At 69.7% G+C, this 14,912-nt stretch carries 15 protein-coding genes; 9 read left to right on the forward strand and 6 right to left on the reverse strand.

What is annotated here, in order from left to right; genetic code table 11:
* Window positions 1–4 precede the first annotated feature (4 nt).
* A complete protein-coding gene (locus ABWV53_RS05765; RefSeq protein WP_353363856.1) occupies window positions 5–1,012 on the reverse strand; it encodes an amidohydrolase family protein in 1,008 nt (335 codons plus the stop codon).
* Between the two features lie 380 nt (window positions 1,013–1,392).
* Here ABWV53_RS05765 and ABWV53_RS05770 point away from each other — a divergent pair, with 380 nt between their 5' ends.
* Entirely contained in the window at window positions 1,393–2,169 is a 777-nt protein-coding gene (locus ABWV53_RS05770) for an IclR family transcriptional regulator (RefSeq protein WP_353363859.1), read from the forward strand.
* A gap of 41 nt (window positions 2,170–2,210) precedes the next feature.
* On the opposite strand, the gene ABWV53_RS05775 is transcribed toward ABWV53_RS05770, so the two are convergent.
* Both ABWV53_RS05775 and ABWV53_RS05780 read right to left on the reverse strand, forming a co-directional pair.
* Window positions 2,211–2,786: a hypothetical protein gene (locus tag ABWV53_RS05775; protein WP_353363861.1), complete on the reverse strand. Its 576-nt coding sequence runs from the start codon at window positions 2,784–2,786 to the stop codon at window positions 2,211–2,213.
* 199 nt (window positions 2,787–2,985) lie between these two features.
* The gene (locus tag ABWV53_RS05780) at window positions 2,986–3,477 is read right to left on the reverse strand and encodes a hypothetical protein (RefSeq protein WP_353363863.1); all 492 of its coding nucleotides are present in this window, start codon (window positions 3,475–3,477) and stop codon (window positions 2,986–2,988) included.
* 166 nt (window positions 3,478–3,643) lie between these two features.
* Between ABWV53_RS05780 and ABWV53_RS05785 the strand changes: the two genes are divergently transcribed.
* Window positions 3,644–4,063, forward strand: a complete 420-nt coding sequence (locus ABWV53_RS05785) for a YkgJ family cysteine cluster protein (protein ID WP_353363865.1) — start codon at window positions 3,644–3,646, stop codon at window positions 4,061–4,063.
* 143 nt (window positions 4,064–4,206) lie between these two features.
* Here the strand turns inward: ABWV53_RS05785 and ABWV53_RS05790 are convergent, their stop codons facing one another.
* On the reverse strand, window positions 4,207–4,581 hold the full coding sequence (locus tag ABWV53_RS05790) for a KGG domain-containing protein (protein WP_353363867.1): 375 nt from the start codon (window positions 4,579–4,581) through the stop codon (window positions 4,207–4,209).
* 289 nt (window positions 4,582–4,870) lie between these two features.
* Window positions 4,871–5,959: a DUF2931 family protein gene (locus tag ABWV53_RS05795; RefSeq protein WP_353363869.1), complete on the reverse strand. Its 1,089-nt coding sequence runs from the start codon at window positions 5,957–5,959 to the stop codon at window positions 4,871–4,873.
* Window positions 5,960–6,345: 386 nt separating this feature from the next.
* Here ABWV53_RS05795 and ABWV53_RS05800 point away from each other — a divergent pair, with 386 nt between their 5' ends.
* Complete coding sequence (locus ABWV53_RS05800; RefSeq protein ID WP_353363871.1) at window positions 6,346–6,786, forward strand: OsmC family protein; 441 nt, start codon at window positions 6,346–6,348, stop codon at window positions 6,784–6,786.
* Between the two features lie 212 nt (window positions 6,787–6,998).
* Here ABWV53_RS05800 and ABWV53_RS05805 read toward each other — a convergent pair whose 3' ends face one another.
* Complete coding sequence (locus ABWV53_RS05805; RefSeq protein ID WP_353363873.1) at window positions 6,999–7,310, reverse strand: hypothetical protein; 312 nt, start codon at window positions 7,308–7,310, stop codon at window positions 6,999–7,001.
* Window positions 7,311–7,440: 130 nt separating this feature from the next.
* Between ABWV53_RS05805 and dinG the strand changes: the two genes are divergently transcribed.
* The 6 genes from dinG (at window position 7,441) to ABWV53_RS05835 (ending at window position 14,728) form a co-directional block, all read left to right on the forward strand.
* Window positions 7,441–9,660 (forward strand): ATP-dependent DNA helicase DinG, encoded by a 2,220-nt coding sequence (dinG, locus tag ABWV53_RS05810; RefSeq protein WP_353364304.1) that lies wholly within the window; start codon window positions 7,441–7,443, stop codon window positions 9,658–9,660.
* A gap of 70 nt (window positions 9,661–9,730) precedes the next feature.
* The gene (locus ABWV53_RS05815; RefSeq protein WP_353363875.1) at window positions 9,731–10,093 is read left to right on the forward strand and encodes a zinc ribbon domain-containing protein YjdM; all 363 of its coding nucleotides are present in this window, start codon (window positions 9,731–9,733) and stop codon (window positions 10,091–10,093) included.
* A 180-nt stretch (window positions 10,094–10,273) separates the two neighbouring features.
* The gene (locus ABWV53_RS05820; RefSeq protein WP_353363877.1) at window positions 10,274–10,780 is read left to right on the forward strand and encodes a pyridoxamine 5'-phosphate oxidase family protein; all 507 of its coding nucleotides are present in this window, start codon (window positions 10,274–10,276) and stop codon (window positions 10,778–10,780) included.
* Window positions 10,781–10,847: 67 nt separating this feature from the next.
* Window positions 10,848–11,063, forward strand: a complete 216-nt coding sequence (locus ABWV53_RS05825; protein WP_353363879.1) for a hypothetical protein — start codon at window positions 10,848–10,850, stop codon at window positions 11,061–11,063.
* A gap of 186 nt (window positions 11,064–11,249) precedes the next feature.
* The gene (locus ABWV53_RS05830; protein ID WP_353363881.1) at window positions 11,250–11,882 is read left to right on the forward strand and encodes a 3'-5' exonuclease; all 633 of its coding nucleotides are present in this window, start codon (window positions 11,250–11,252) and stop codon (window positions 11,880–11,882) included.
* Between the two features lie 326 nt (window positions 11,883–12,208).
* Window positions 12,209–14,728: a WG repeat-containing protein gene (locus ABWV53_RS05835; protein WP_353363883.1), complete on the forward strand. Its 2,520-nt coding sequence runs from the start codon at window positions 12,209–12,211 to the stop codon at window positions 14,726–14,728.
* The last annotated feature ends 184 nt before the right edge of the window (window positions 14,729–14,912 follow it).

A 14,912-nucleotide genomic window follows, 5' to 3' on the forward strand; every position in this document is an offset into this window, starting at 1 on the left:
CGTATCAGGCGAGCCGGTACACGCGGCGCGCTGTGCCTTGGAAAAGCGCTTGTCGCTCGTCGGTCGAGAAACCATGTGTCAGCCGCTTGAATGCGTTCCAGCCATTCACGAAGCTGTAGGAACCCTTGTCGACCGGGAAATTGCTCTCGAACATGCAGCGCTCAGGCCCGAATCCTTCGACGCAGGTAAGCATCCAGGGCTCCCATACGTGGGCCAGACGTTCGGACGACGGCGGTTGCTGGCCGTGCTCAAAACCGAATCCATTGATCCGCATTCCCAAGCCGCCCAACTTCACAAACACGTTGGGTCTGCGGGCCAGCTCGCGCATGCCTGCGCGCCACCGCGAGAACACCTCGTCGTCCCGCCCGGCGTAGGCCCCGATGCGCACGATGCCGCCGCAGTGGTCGATGATGACGGGCAGGTCTGGCAGCGCATCGGCGACCTCGCAAAGCTCGCCCAGTTGCGGCCAGAACACCCAGGCGTCGTAGCTCAATCCATGCGCGGCCAGCGCGGCCAGGCCCTCCCGATAGCCTGGGTCGGCCAGCAAGCCCTGCGGAGCAGCCGTGAGCGGATTGGCCAGGGTTCCGTCCGCGTCCCACGTCGCCAGATGTCGAACGCCTCGAAATCGCCCTTCGGCGGCCACCTCGTGCGCCTCCAGGACTTCGCGCACGGCCGCACCCCTGCGCAGGTCGGCATATCCCACGATACCCTTCGCGACCGTGGGTGCGCCGGACTGCGGCGCCGTGGACCGCACGACGAACTCCGTTTCACCCACCGGCTTCAGGTGTTCGGGGCCCTCAGCCCGGTAGCGCGTGAGCGCCTGCATGTACACCGAGGCTTGCACTGCGTGCCCCGCAGTGGCGTCGGACAGATAGTCGCCTTGCAGATAGGTCCAGCCTGCCCGGTCGTAGAAATGGTGGTGCGCATCCACGATGGTCAGTTCAGGCTCCAGCGCAGGCTCCAGGGACTGCGCGAGCCAGTCGGGTCGCACGCTCAGGTAGTTGCTGCTCATGCCTTTGCATCCCCATCGGGAAAGCGATGCCAATGAACGGTTGCGGTTCCGGGTGCACCGCGGCCGAACCGGGCAGCACCGGCGAACTCGTAGCGATGGATGAGGGCACCCAGACGCGTTGGACAGTCGGCGAGGAAACCTGTGCATCCGATGGCCTTGCCGTATGGGTGTTCAAGAGCGAGCGACATGACTCCGTGCACTGCGTTTGCCTCCAGGGCTACTGAGAGCGACCCCTTGCAACCCGCTAAAGTTCTATCTGATAGATCATTGTTCTATCTGAAAGAACTATAGAGCTGCAATTTGGATTGCTCTATAGGGAATGCCCTATGTGAGCCAACGCAGTGGTATCTTGTTCTACTGGACAGAACGGGCCACTCACGATGACCGAAGAGCAAACGCCTCCCTTGGAGACCACAGACCGCGCTGCCGACAGCTCCAGCGGGGTTGCGGTCTTGGACCGTGCATTTGCGTTGCTGGCCGCATTCCAGCCGACCGATGAGCGACTGACGCTCACCGAGCTTTCGCGCCGTACCGGGCTGTACAAAAGCACCGTGCTGCGATTGCTGGGGGCGCTGGAGCATGGCGGCTTCATGCGCAAGCTGGATGACGGTCAATACGCCATCGGGCCGCAACCCATGCGCCTGGCGGCGATCTATCAACGGTCGTTCCGCGTGGATTCGGTGATCGAGCCGTTACTGGCGGAATTGAGTGCCGAGTTGGGCGAGACCGCCTCGTTTTACGTGCGTGCCGGCACAAGGCGCCTGGTGGTGTCCCGGGTGGAGCCGGCCCGTGCGGTGCGGGTATCGATTCGGGTGGGTGAGGAATTCGATGTGGGCAAAGGCGCCTCGGGCAAGGTGCTTCTGGCGTTCACGGAGCCTGAGGGGGACCCCACCATCCGGCGGCAGTTGTGGGCCACGTCATACGGTGAGCGGGATCCAGAAACCGCTTCGGCATCGGTTCCGGTCTTCGGCGCGCTGGGCGAGATGAAAGGGGCGCTCACGGTGTCCGGCCCCTTGTCTCGGCTGGGGCAAGCGGGAGCGATGCAGTCAGCAGTGAGAGCCCTGCTCGACAAGGCTCGCCGCGCGGTCGCCGAATTCGGAGGGAACCCGAGCCGCTTCACCCACGCCTTACAGAGCTTCCCGCTCGAGGCACCATAAAAGCAGCCATTCGACGAAACCCCGGCCCCGGCGGAATGCAGTCACGCCGCTGGTGGATCCCCCTTCTCCGCCACGATCCGCGCCTCCCCCACCGGCGCCAGCACCAGGTGCTCGTCGTTGCTCACATACGGCACGAACCCCAATTGCCCGCGCACCTTGTGGAAGGGGGTCGCGAACTTCTCCACCAGCGGCGTGGTCACGCGGTCGAAGAAGGCGGTGTGGGAGCCGTTGATGGCGTAGAGCGCCTCGACGCGGCCCCAGCGCACCTTCCACTGGTTGCGGCTGCGCTGCACGCCCACGCGGATGTGCTCGTCCAGGCAGTGGCCGGTTTCCTTGAAGAAAAGGGTCAGGCCGAAGTACAGGAAGCCGTCGTCGCCGACCTGCAGCCGGGGCGACAGCGTCGTGCCTTCCGACGGCACGCGCTCCAGGCGTTCGTCGAGCACGTGGAACTCGAGGTCGGTGGAGCGGGCGCCCAGGTAGGTGAGGTAGTCCACCCGCAGCTGCTCGCCGAATACCTTGCACGCCTCCTTGTACTGCGCGAAGTCGCGGCACCAGGCCATGGCCTTGGCGTGCAGGTCCTGGTAGAGGGTGGCGGCGACGGCAGGGCTGGCGGACATGGAAGCGTGGGAACGTCTGAGAGTGGTCCGATGGGAGGGCAAAGCCTTGGCGAAAGCCGCCCATCGTGCGGCGGCCCAATGGCCGCATGGGCAGTGGGCGCGCCGTTTCAAAACGGCGCTTGGGACCGACGCGTTCTGCCGCGAGCGCCGGTGGCGGTTCGAGGCGGCCCGCAGGCGGGGACGCTTGCGCCCGGGCTGGTTACTCCTGCTTGGTCTGCTTCCAGATGCGGTCGGCGCGCTCCCATGCGGCCTTGGCGGCAGGTTCGGCGTCCTTCCAGTTCAGGCGGCTGGATTCGCGGTGGTCGGTGTCCCAGCGGCGTTCCAGATCGGCGCGGGCTTCGTTCCAGTCGCGGCCGCCGTCGATGACGTTCTGGTAGCCCGAGCGGTAGGCGGGGGCGTAGTCGTCGTAGCTGTAGGCGTCGGTGTAGTAGGGCTCGCGGGCGTGGGCGTCGCGCCAGTAGGCGTCTTCGGCGGTGGGGTTGACGGCCTCGGCCGCGCCGTTGCCGGCCAGGCCGCCGACGACCGCGCCCACCACGGCGCCCACGGCCGTGCCGACCGGCCCGCCGATGGAGCCTGCGGCCGCACCGGTGACGGCGCCGCCGGCGACGCCGACGCCGGTGCCGATGGGATGGGCCTTGGCCGCGTCGGTGACGGACTCGGCGGTGCTGCGGTCTTGGGTGGGATGGGTCATGCTGTGCTCCTCGGATGGGTTGAAAGTGAAACGGAGGGGTGCATTCACTGCCAGCCCATGGTGCGCATGTGGGGCCGGGCTGGGCGTAGGCCAAGCGCGCTTGGGGCCGCCGGTCGAGGCAAGCAGCTGGCACCCGGCCGCGCCCTGCGGGCACAATCGCCCGGCCATGCGATCACCCATTTCCATCGTTGATGTCGACAACCCCGCCACCTGGACGCGCTACCGGGCGGGGCTGTGCGACAGCTGCGCGGCCAACTGCTGCACCATGCCGCTGGAGGTGCAACTGCCCGACCTGGTGCAGCTGGGCCTGGTGGATGCCTTCGAGGCCGAGCACGAGGAGCCCCGTCGCATTGCCAGGCGGCTGGAAAAGGCGCGGCTGATCGACCACTTCAACCACAAGAACGTGGTCTTCACGATGGCCCGGCGGGCCAGTGGCGACTGCCAGTTTCTGGACGCGAAAACGCGGCGCTGCACGGTGTACGAACAGCGCCCCGAGACCTGCCGGCTGCACCCGCGCACGAAGAGCCCGAAGCCGGGGTTTTGCGCCTACGGGGCAGCCACCATGGGAGTGGGTGCCCGGCACTGAACACGCGGCGCGGCGGTGGGAGCGCTCCGCAGGCCATCCACCGCCCGGGCTGATTTCGTCGAAGCCCGGGCCCACCCATACGCAGGGCGAAGTGGCTGCCCTGCGCGGGCAGCGACTTCCGCTGCGCACGGCGGCCCGTTGTCTCAACGGTCGTTCTTGTGGCTCTGGCTGCCGGCGCGGGCGTGCTGCTCGCTGCTGCCGCCCCGGGTGCCTGACGAGCCGGTGTTGCCGCCGCTGCTGTTGCTGCCGCCGCTGGAGGCGTTGCCCTGGCCGCTGTGGCTCCTGGAGCCGGCTGCGCGGGCTTCCTGCGAATTGAATTCGTGTGCGTTGCCCGAGGCATGGGCCGCGCGGCCGCCTTCGGCGGCGATCTCGCGCTGGCGCTGCGGGTCCATCGAGGCGAAGCCGCGGCCGGACGACTGGCCGCTTTGGTTGCCGTTGTCGCTGCTGTTGCTGCTGCCTTGGCTGCCACCCTGGTTGGAGGTGTGCTGGTTGTGGCCTTGGGGATTGTTGCTGGGCATGTGATGACTCCTGAATGAAGGACAAGGAAGGGAGAAAACACACGGCGATCACCGTGCGCACCGCCACATTGCCGGGCACTCAAAAACGCTCCGGGTAGGCGCTGTCCGACACCGCGGTAGGAAACCATCGCCCTCGGGTAAGCACTTGTTCACCCGCCGGGGCGTGCGAAACACCTGCTTTCGCCACGGATGAGTTGCATCGCCGCCCATGCGTCATGCCGCGTCGGCCCCGCACGGCATGGCATCGGCAGCCGGACGAGGCGATGGACCTGCCTGCCAGCCCCTGCCTTCAATCCGGATCGGCGAAGGTGAACCCGCTGCGCCGGCCATCGACCAGCACCGGCTCGATGCGGCGGCCGTCCAGCCGCAGGTCGATGGTGTCGTCCACCTCGGACAGCCCCATGTGCAGCGTGGCGCCGGGGGCGGCTGCAGCAAACACGTCTTGGGCGGTCTTCCAGTCCAGCACCACGCGGGTCACGAGGCCGATGCGGCGCGAGGAGCGCCAGAAGATGTTGAATTCCTGCGGCACGGCCCGCTCTGCCAGCGCCGGCTGGGCGATCCAGGGGCGCAGCAGCATTTCCTTCTCGCCGTTGAAGTAAGCGATCGTCGCCTGGTAGAGCTTCTTGTCGTCGGTGGGCAGCACGATGCGCGGCGCCCAGCGGTAGCGCATCTGGTAGTTCTGCCAGGTGCGCGCGGAGGCGCGGGGGTCGAGATTGCGCGCGCGCATTTCTTCCCGGGTCACGGAAATGCCGGCGAAGAACCTGCGTGCGTATTCCGCGTCGTCCTGGATGCGCTCGGCGCGGAACTCCCCGATCTGGATGGACGTGAAGCCGAAGCGGAACCACACGACCACCATGCCCTCGGGCGCGAAGCCGAACACCACCTGCGACAGCGGCCGGTAGCTGGGCCCGAACCGGTTGTATTCGGCCTGGTAGCCGGGGTGGGCCGCCGTCTCGATGTAGGGCTGCAGCGGCTTCGTGGACGACTCGGAGTCGGAATCCGCATAGGCCCGCCCGACCAGTTCCTTCACGCGCTCGACCGGGAACCCGGCCTTCAGCCGGTAGAAGACATCTTCGTAGCGCGAGTAGTAGACGATGTTCGCGCCGATGGGCGTGCCGCGCTGCTCGGACCACCATTTGCCCGATTCGCCCCAGGTGCCCGAGGTGCTGCCGTACGGGAGGATGACCGGCGGCCCCTCCAGCGTGGGGAGGTCGCCCCCGAGCGGCGTGACCGAGTATTCATTGCCGGGGTGCGACAGCTCCACGTTGTAGACCGGCACCCTGCCGGGGCGCGCAGCCCACGCGGACGGGCGCAGCAGCAGCCCCAGCGGCAGACTGGCCATGGCCAACAGGGCTCGGCGTTGGAGATTCAGGCGCATTCAGGATTTCCTTTCACACACATGTGTTGCGATGGCTAGGAAGCTCTGCACGAATCGAGCGGCAAGTGGGCGCTGCGGATCGGGAGGGGCTGCAAGGCGCCAACCGCAGCTTTTAGCGAAGCTATGGCGAGGATTGGCAACGCCCCAGACTGCCCGAATCCGCAGATGCACACGGCGCGGTGATTCGTGCAGAGGTTCCATAGGTCGACCGGATCGCGGCGAAAGAGCGTACCAGCGCGACGCGTCGGCGCGGCAGCGTCCCACAGCCTGCGCGGCGCGCGGATGGTGTGATGCGGAACCGAGCGCGCTGGCCGCGCTCGGCACACGCTTCGTGGTTCCCTGAACCCCATTCATCAACCCGACTTTTCCGAAGGAGAAACGATCCTATGGCCGCAGAAAAATCCGCATCCGTGCATTGGGAAGGCGCCGGCAAGGCCGGCGTGGGCCAGATCAGCACCGAGACCGGCGCGCTCAAGCAGGTGCCCTACGGCTTCGCCAGCCGCTTCGGCGACGACACGAAGAACAGCAACCCGGAAGAGATCGTGGGCGCGGCCCATGCGGCCTGCTTCACCATGGCGTTCGCGTTCGCCTGCGAAAAGGCCGGCATCTCCACCGAGACGCTGGACACCACCGCCAAGGTACGCCTGGCCAAGGACGGCGAGGGCTTCAAGATCGACCGCATCGCCCTCACGCTGAACGCAAAGGTGCCGGGCATCGACGAGGCGCAGTTCCAGAAGATCGCGGCCGATGCCAAGGCCAACTGCCCGCTGTCCAAGGCGCTGGCGGGCGTGCCGGAAGTGACGCTGACGGCGACGCTGCAGTCCTGACGAGGTGCCATGCCCATGGTTTGGGCATGAAAATAGGCTCCTGCGCCCATTCTGCAAGCGCCTGTAGCTATCATTTGTATAGCTGACCAGTGCCATGGTCAGTGCGGCACGGCGACCGCCCCCTGAATGCAACCAAGCCGCTGCAGCCCCGGGGGCGGCAGCGGCCTGTTCTGCGAATGGCCCGAAGACTTCTGCGGGCCGATGGCTGGCGTTTACTTCTGCTTCTGATACGCCTCATGGGCCGGCTTGCCCCGGTCCGTGTCCTGCAGGCCGCGCTCCACGTCGCGGTAGGCCTGCTGCACGTTCTCGTCCGGTGCGCCGTCGGTCATGCCGACGGACTGGTCGCGCTCGTGCGGCATCAGCGGTGCGGAGCCGTCCTCGCCCTGGGTGGAGGCATCGGGCGGGACGTCCTTGCGGGTGGTGTCCACCGACCGCTGCACCGACGTGCCGGTGGCATCGGGCGGGGTCTTCGACTCCGGATCCTGGTCGGTGGGGCGGCGGGTGGAGGTGTCGGGATGGTTCATTGCGTGGGCCTTTCCAGTGGGCATGCACGATCGTAGGCACGCCTTACCGCACGGGGTGTAGGCAAGCGCGCAGGCCGGTTGCCCGGCGAGAGCCGTGCCGCAATTCGCCTGGTCCATGTCACACTACTGTATGTCTCAACAGGAGTGGGCCGCCAAGGCCCTGCAGTCTTTCGATGCGGTGGTGTCGGCCACCGGGGGGTTTCGCAGTCGCGCGGGGCAGCGCCGCATGGCCGAGCAGGTGGCGCACACGTTCTCGCACGCGCAGCTGGGCAAGGTGGAAGATGCCGATGGCGACGCGGCCGCCCCGCCGCCCGCGCCGGCCCGCGCCATTGCGGTGGTGCAGGCGGGCACGGGCGTGGGCAAGTCGCTCGCCTACAGCGTGCCCGCCATCGCCATGGCGCTGGAGCGCGGCACGCGGGTGCTGATCTCCACCGCCACCGTGGCGCTGCAGGAACAGCTGGTCAACAAGGACCTGCCCGCGCTGGCCGAGCGCATGGAGCAACCCTTTCGCTTCGCTCTGGCCAAGGGGCGTGGCCGCTACGTGTGCAAGCTCAAGCTGGAGCGCCTGGCCGGTGGCGGCGCGGCGGGCGGCGACGGCGCCGATGGGCAGGACGACGACCTCTTCGCCGAAGAGGAGGCCGAGGCCAACGCCCGCCGCCCGCGCCAGGAGTCGGAGGCGCGCATGCAGTTCTACGCCAGCATGGCCGATGCGCTTTCCACCAGCGAATGGGACGGCGACCGCGACACGCTGCAGGCGCCGCCCGAGCCCGAGGTCTGGAGCCCGGTGGCGGCCGAGTCCAGCTCCTGCACCGGCAAGCACTGCCCGGTGTTCAGCCAATGCACCTACTACGACCGGCGCAAGGCGCTGGTCGCGGCGCAGGTCATCGTCGCCAACCACGACCTGCTGCTGTCGTCCATCGGCGCGCGGCTGCTGCCCGAGCTGGACAACTGCCTGCTGGTGCTGGACGAGGCCCACCACCTGCCCGCCACCGCGCTGCAGCAGTTCGCCTGCGAAGCCGACCTGAGCCGCCTGAACTGGATCGACAAGCTCGCCAGCCGTGCCCTGCGCATCGGCGCGCTGGTCGAGGTGGAAGAGATCGCCGACGTGCCGGCCCATGCCGCGCGCATGCGCGCCGCGCTGCAGGACGCAGCCCGGCTGGCCATGGAGGTCTACGGCGACGAGCTGCGCGCCCCGCGCCCGGCCTGGGGCGGCCGTGCCCGCACGCCGGCGCCCGGCGTTCCGACCCGCGCACGGGTGGCGGGCGGCGCGCTGCCGCCCGAGTTGGTCGAGCCGCTGGCCCAGGCCGCGCACCACGCGGAAGGCTTTCTGGACGCGCTGCGCGCCATCTCCAAGGCCCTGCGCGCCGAGATCCGCGACAAGCCCGACGAAGCGCGGCGCCTGTCCACGCTGTATGCGCAGCTGGGCGCGCTGGCCCCCCGGCTGGAAGCGGTGCACGAGACCGCCCAGCTGCTGCTGCAGGACGCCCCCGAGGGCGCCGTGCCCGCGGCCAAGTGGTTCACGCTGCAGGTCGATGGCGACTACATCGTCGTCAAGGCGCATGCCAGCCCGGTGCTGCCGGGCAACACGCTGCGCCACAACCTCTGGTCGGCGGTGCGCGGCGCGGTGTTGACCTCGGCCACGCTCACCAGCTGCGGGCAGTTCGACTTTTTCCTGCGCGAAGCCGGCCTCTTCGGCGACGAGGCCGTGACCACGCTGGAAGTGCCCAGCCCCTTCGACTACGCGCTGCAGGGCACGCTGGTAGCCACCGAGACCACGGCCGACCCCCGCGAGGCGCAGGCCTTCACGGCCGAGATGGTCGATGCGCTGCTGAGCGACCTGGCCATGGTCGAAGCCGGCGCGCTGGTGCTGTTCACCTCGCGCGACCAGATGCGCCAGGCCGTCGACGCGCTGCCCACCGCCATGCGCGCCAGCGTGCTGGTGCAGACCGCCCTGCCCCGGCCGCAGCTGCTGGCCCGGCACCGCGAGCGCGTGGCCAACGGCGAGCCGTCCATCATCTTCGGCATGCAGTCGTTCGGCGAAGGGCTGGACCTGCCGGGCGCGCTGTGCGAGTCGCTCTTCATCACCAAGCTGCCTTTCGCCCCGCCCGACGACCCGGTGGGCGAGGCGCGCGCCGAATGGCTGCGCGCCGCCGGCCGCGACCCGTTCAGCGAACTGGTGGTGCCGGCCACCGCCATCCGCCTGGCGCAATGGGTGGGCCGCGCGATTCGCACCGAGGAAGACCGCGCCCACGTCTACTGCTACGACAAGCGGCTGGTGCGCACCGCGTACGGCCAGCGGCTGCTCAAGGGGCTGCCGCCCTTCACGCTGGAGCGGCGGGTGTCGGCCTGACGGAGCCCGGGGAGCGGCGCGGCAGGCGCATACTCCCCCGCTTTTTGCGACCGCGAAGGCTTCGACAACCATGCCCCACACCACCCCCGCCTGCCCCCGATGCGGACTGGAAAACACCTATCCCGACGACGACCTCTACCTCTGCCCGGACTGCGCGCATGAATGGCCGCAGGCCGGTGGCACGGCGCTGGCCGACGATGCGGCAGGCGATGGCGAGCGCACGGTGCGCGACGCGAACGGCAACCCGCTGGCCGATGGCGACGCGGTGATCCTGGTGAAGGACCTGAAGGTCAAGGGCGCGGGCGCCACGGTGAAGAAGGGCACCAAGATCAAGGGCATCCGCCTGGTGGATGGCGCCGACGGCCACAACGTGGACTGCAGGACCGACCTGGGTAGCCTGCTGCTGAAATCCGAGTTCCTGAAAAAAGCTTGAGCCACGGCCCGCGCATGGAACCTGTCGGACGCGCCCCACAGCCTGCGGGGCCGCCCACCGACCCCCGAGCCGCGGCGTGCGGCCTACATTGAATGAACCGATGCGCTCGATGAGTCAACGCTCAGGTGCCCATCGATCCACACGATTCATTCATTCATCCACTCACGGGAGACTGCGCACATGAGCGACAACAAGGACACGCCCCACGCCACGCTGTGGAAGCTGATCAAGGACATTCGCTTCGGCATGTTCACGCACCGCCATGACAACGGCCAGCTGCATGCGCACCCGCTGACGACGCAGAACAAGGACATCGACGAGCAGTCGCAGCTGTACTTCTTCATCCCGAAGGATGGAGAGATCTACAGCCGCGTACAGCGGGACAACCAGGTCAACGTGAACTACGCCGACCCCGGCGAGGACAGCTATGTGTCGCTCTCGGGCAAGGCCGGCTTCATCGAAGACATGGCCAAGAAGGAAGCGCTGTGGTCGCCCATGGCCAAGGCCTGGTTCCCCGAAGGCGTGACCGACCCCAACCTGGCCCTGATGGCCGTGCACATCGACCACGCCGAGTACTGGGACGTGAAGGAAAACAAGATGCTGCAGCTGTTCAAGATGGCCACCGCCGCCATCACCGGCAAGCCGCCCACCGGCATGGGCGAGCACAAGGAACTGTCGCTGGGCTGACGCCCGCCGCGAGGGCGCCCATGCGCCCGTTCATTGCTTCATCGCTTTCACTTCCAAGGAGACATGCATGGCCGACCACGACAAGCAGGAACCCGGAGCAGGCAAGGTCGAAAACGATCACAACCGCCAGGGCGACCAGGACGCGACGCAGAAGAACGAAGCGCGCCGCACGCCCGAGAGCCGTCATGACCGCGATGCGCACATCGGCAGCGGCAACCAGGTGCAGTCGCGCCAGGGCGGCGGCGGCCCGTCTACCGGCGGTGGGGGACGCGGAGCGGGCTAAGGTAGGTCCCCGATAGGCGCGCGACGGGCATCGCAACTGCCACCGGCGCCGCGCCTGCGGGCTCCACCCCGATTGATCATGCACGCAAGACCCCGCCCCATCGGCGCGTCCTCCAGGCGCCGGTGGGGCGGGGTCTTTGACGCGTGCGGCGGCGGTGCGGCAGCGGGGCGAGGACAATCCCGCACCATGTCGCAGTCTCCCCTCATCGCCGTCATCGACTTCGAAACCACCGGCATGACGCCCGCCCAGGGCGCGCGCGCCACCGAGATCGCCATCGTGCTGCTGGAGGGCGGCCAGGTGGTGGACCGCTTCCAGAGCCTGATGCGCACGGGGGTGTGGATCCCGTCCTTCATCACCCAACTGACCGGCATCACCAACGCCATGGTGGCCGCGGCCCCCGACGCCGAGGGCGTGATGCGCGATGCGGCGCGCTTCGTGGGGCAGGCGCCCATGGTGGCGCACAACGCGTCGTTCGACAGCAGGTTCTGGAGCGCCGAGCTGGCACGCGCCGACCTGCCCGCGCCGCATGCCTTTGCCTGCACCGTGCTGCTGTCGCGCCGGCTCTACCCGGAATCGCCCAGCCACAAGCTCGGCTCCATCGTGGACCACCTGGGCCTGCCGCGTGCCGGCCGCGCCCACCGGGCACTGGCCGACGCCGAGATGGCCGCCGCCCTGCTGGCCCGCATGCAGCACGACCTGCGCCACCGCTGGCAGGTGCGCGAGCCCTGCCACGCCCTGCTGAGCACCCTGCAGCGCTGCGCCCGCCCCAAGGTGGGCGCGCTGCTGGCCGGGTATGCCACCAGCCCGCTGCCGGCCTGACCGGCCTGAACCCGCCTGTCCGCCAGGGTCGGTCGCCAGCTATTATTTTCATAGCGCATGGCGCTGCAGTAACAAGCGCCGGGGCCCTGTTTTGCCTTGAAATTGCTGCAATCTGTGCGCCGGGCCGCCTGCTACCTGACGCATCGGCACGCCTGCGCGCCGGTGTCCGCCCCCCATGAACCCGTCCCCGTGAGCGAGCCGCACAGTCCGCGCCCTGCAAGCCGCGCGCGGCCGTCGGGCGCGCGCCACACCCGGCCCGGGGTGCAAATGGTTACCGCCCCGCGGCAAGCCCGTGACTAGGATTCCCGCAGAGGAACACGAGCTACATGAATGACCAACCGCATGCGCCACCCCGGCTCGCGCGCATACCGCTGCAGGCCGACGACCAGGCGCATGCACTGCTCATCGTGCAGGACGATCGGGCCATCGAGCCGCCCGGCGGGCTGTGCGAGGTGCTGCGCTTCGTGCCCAGCGCCTCGGGCGGCTGGATCGCCGCCGCCCAGGCCGGCGACGGGCGCTGGGGCTACCTGGACGGCGAAGGGGCCTGGCGTGTGACGCCGACCCTGCGCGACGCCCGCAGCTTCTCGCGTGACGGCATCGCCCGGTTCTGCGACGCGCAGGGCTGCTGGGGATACCTGGACACCGCCGCCCGCGTGGTGGTGGCGCCGCGCTTCGCCGGCGCCCGGCCCATGCGCGCGGGCCTGGCGGCCGTGCAGACCGATGACGGCGCCTGGCGCGTGTTGCGCCAGAACGGCGGCTTCGCCTGCGACGCCGCCTTCGAAGACCTGGGCGCCTTCGGCGCGCCGGGCCTGGCACGCGCGACGTACCAGGGCGCCACGGGCTATGTGAACGACCAAGGGCAGTGGGCCATCGCGCCGCGGCTGCGGGCCGGGCGCGACTTCGAAGAGCAGCGCGTCGTGCCCGCTTCGGCCGACGGCCACGCCTGGGGCCTGATCGACGCCACGGGCCACTGGGTGCTGCAGCCCCGCTATCCGCGCCTGGAGGCCTTCGGCGAAGAGGGCCTGGCGTTCTTCGCCGAAGCCGACGCCTGGACGCAGGGCCACGGCTTTCTGGACACGCAGGGCCGGGTCGTGCTGCGCGGCGGCGTGCATCTGTCGCGTCAGGTGGTTTGCGGCCTGGCGGCCGACCGCAGCGACGACGAAGGCACGCGCTATCGCCAGGCGGCCGGCGCGCCCGGGCCGGACGATGCGGGCCAGCACGATCCGCACGCCGGCACCCACTGGAGCTACGGCAGCACCTTTCGCGCCGCCGGCTGCCTGGCCGTGGTGCGCCGCGCGTCGCAGCCGCTGCTGGAAGAAAGCGAGCGCGGCATGGGCCTGGCGACGCAGGGCGCCGGCCCGGGCGCGTGGGGCCTGCTGCATGCCGACGGCCGCTTTGTGCCCGCGCCCGCGGGCCTGCTGGAACCGCTGACCCGCGCCGACGGCTGGCTGCCGCAGCCCGCGCCCGATACGGCGCTGGTGGTCTTCCACACCAACGACGGGCAGCTCGCCTGGATGGACCGCGACGGAGCGATCGCCTGGCGGGCGCACTACGACGGCCAGCAGGCCGCCCTGCTGGACGCGCAGGGCCGGCTGCTGTGGCACAGCGCCCCGCGCGAGCAGTGCTGGCCGCCCCGGCCGTTCTTCCACGCGCCGCTGGTCGATCTGCTGCAGGGGCTGGCCGGCGTGGACCAGATCGCCACGCTGGCCGTGACGCTGGCCGCCAGCGCCGAGCGGCGCCTGCATGCCCTGGCGGCAGGCCAGGCGGCGGAAGAAGACGCCGCGCCGCCCTGCGCCGCGCCAGCCGCCGCGCAGGACCGCGAGGAAGCCGACCGCTGCGCGACCACCGCGGTGCGCCGCGTGCTGCGCACCACGCTGGGTGCGGCGCACCAGGCCACCTACAACTTTCTGGCGCCCGAACGCGAGCGCATGCTGCGGGAAGGCCGCCGCGTGCTGGCGCAGCACCTGGGCCAGCGCCACGGCACGCCCGAGCAGCAGCCCGACCATGCCGCGCCGCAAGCCTGCCAGGGCGACGATCTGCTGGCCTGGGCCGTGCCGCTGGCGCAGGCGGTGGCAGGCGGTGAAGCCGGCGCCGCCCCGCCGCACGGCACGCCCCGGCTGTGGATATCCCTCTACGCCCGGCGCAGCACGCCGCCGGCGGGCGATGACGCCGATCCGGCCCGCGTCGAGGACGCCTGGTGGGAACTGTGGCTGATGGCCGCACCCAGCCTGGCCGCGCTGCGCGCCGCCCAGGCCTTGCGCGATGAGAGGGCCGCGCGCGTCGCCGGGCCGGCGACGCAGGAGCCTGCAGCGCGCGTCCAGCCTCACGAATCCGCCGCCGAGCCTGCCGCAGCGCAGGCCGTGGCCGACGCCGCGCCGCGCATCGTGGTGCTGCCGCCGCTCACGGCGCTGGCGCTGGAGGGCCCTGCTGCGCCCGCTGCCACTACCGCTGCCGCGCCGACACGTCCCGCCCACGCCTTCGCCGCCATGGCGACGCAGCTGTCCCACCGGCCGTCGCGCCCGCCGCTGCCGCAGGCGCCGCCGCGCCGCTTCGTCACGCCCGCCATGGCGCTGATGGCGCATTTCGTGCTGAGCGTGATGGCGCTGGCCTGCCATGCCAGCGTGGCCCTGGCCGCCTGGCGCGCCGAGGGCCTGTGGGCGGGCCTGGGCACGCTGGTCTTCATGGGGTTTGCCGAGCTGTACTGGGCCTGGCGCTTCGCCTTCCAGGCGCCCGAGAGCCCGGCGCTGGCCGCGGCCGCGGCGGGGGTGGTGCTGTACCTCTTCGTCTGGTGCGTGGTCTATCGCCGCATGGGGCAGACGTTCTCCGCGCACGGGGCGACGGCCTGACCACCCCCTGTTGCTCGCACTTCAGCCCCCTGTGCTACGATCTTTCCCATGCAACGCACCCTGCGCCGCCCCCAACCAACGCTAAGCCTACTAGTGCTCGGCCGGGGTCTGCCTGCGTTCGCCGCTTTCGTTGCCTGATTCCAGCGCAACACCGACTTCTCCCCTGACCCCGGCCCGCGAACCA

Origin of the sequence: Acidovorax sp. FG27 (assembly GCF_040365715.1) — a bacterium.
Classification (GTDB): Bacteria; Pseudomonadota; Gammaproteobacteria; order Burkholderiales; family Burkholderiaceae_C; genus Paracidovorax.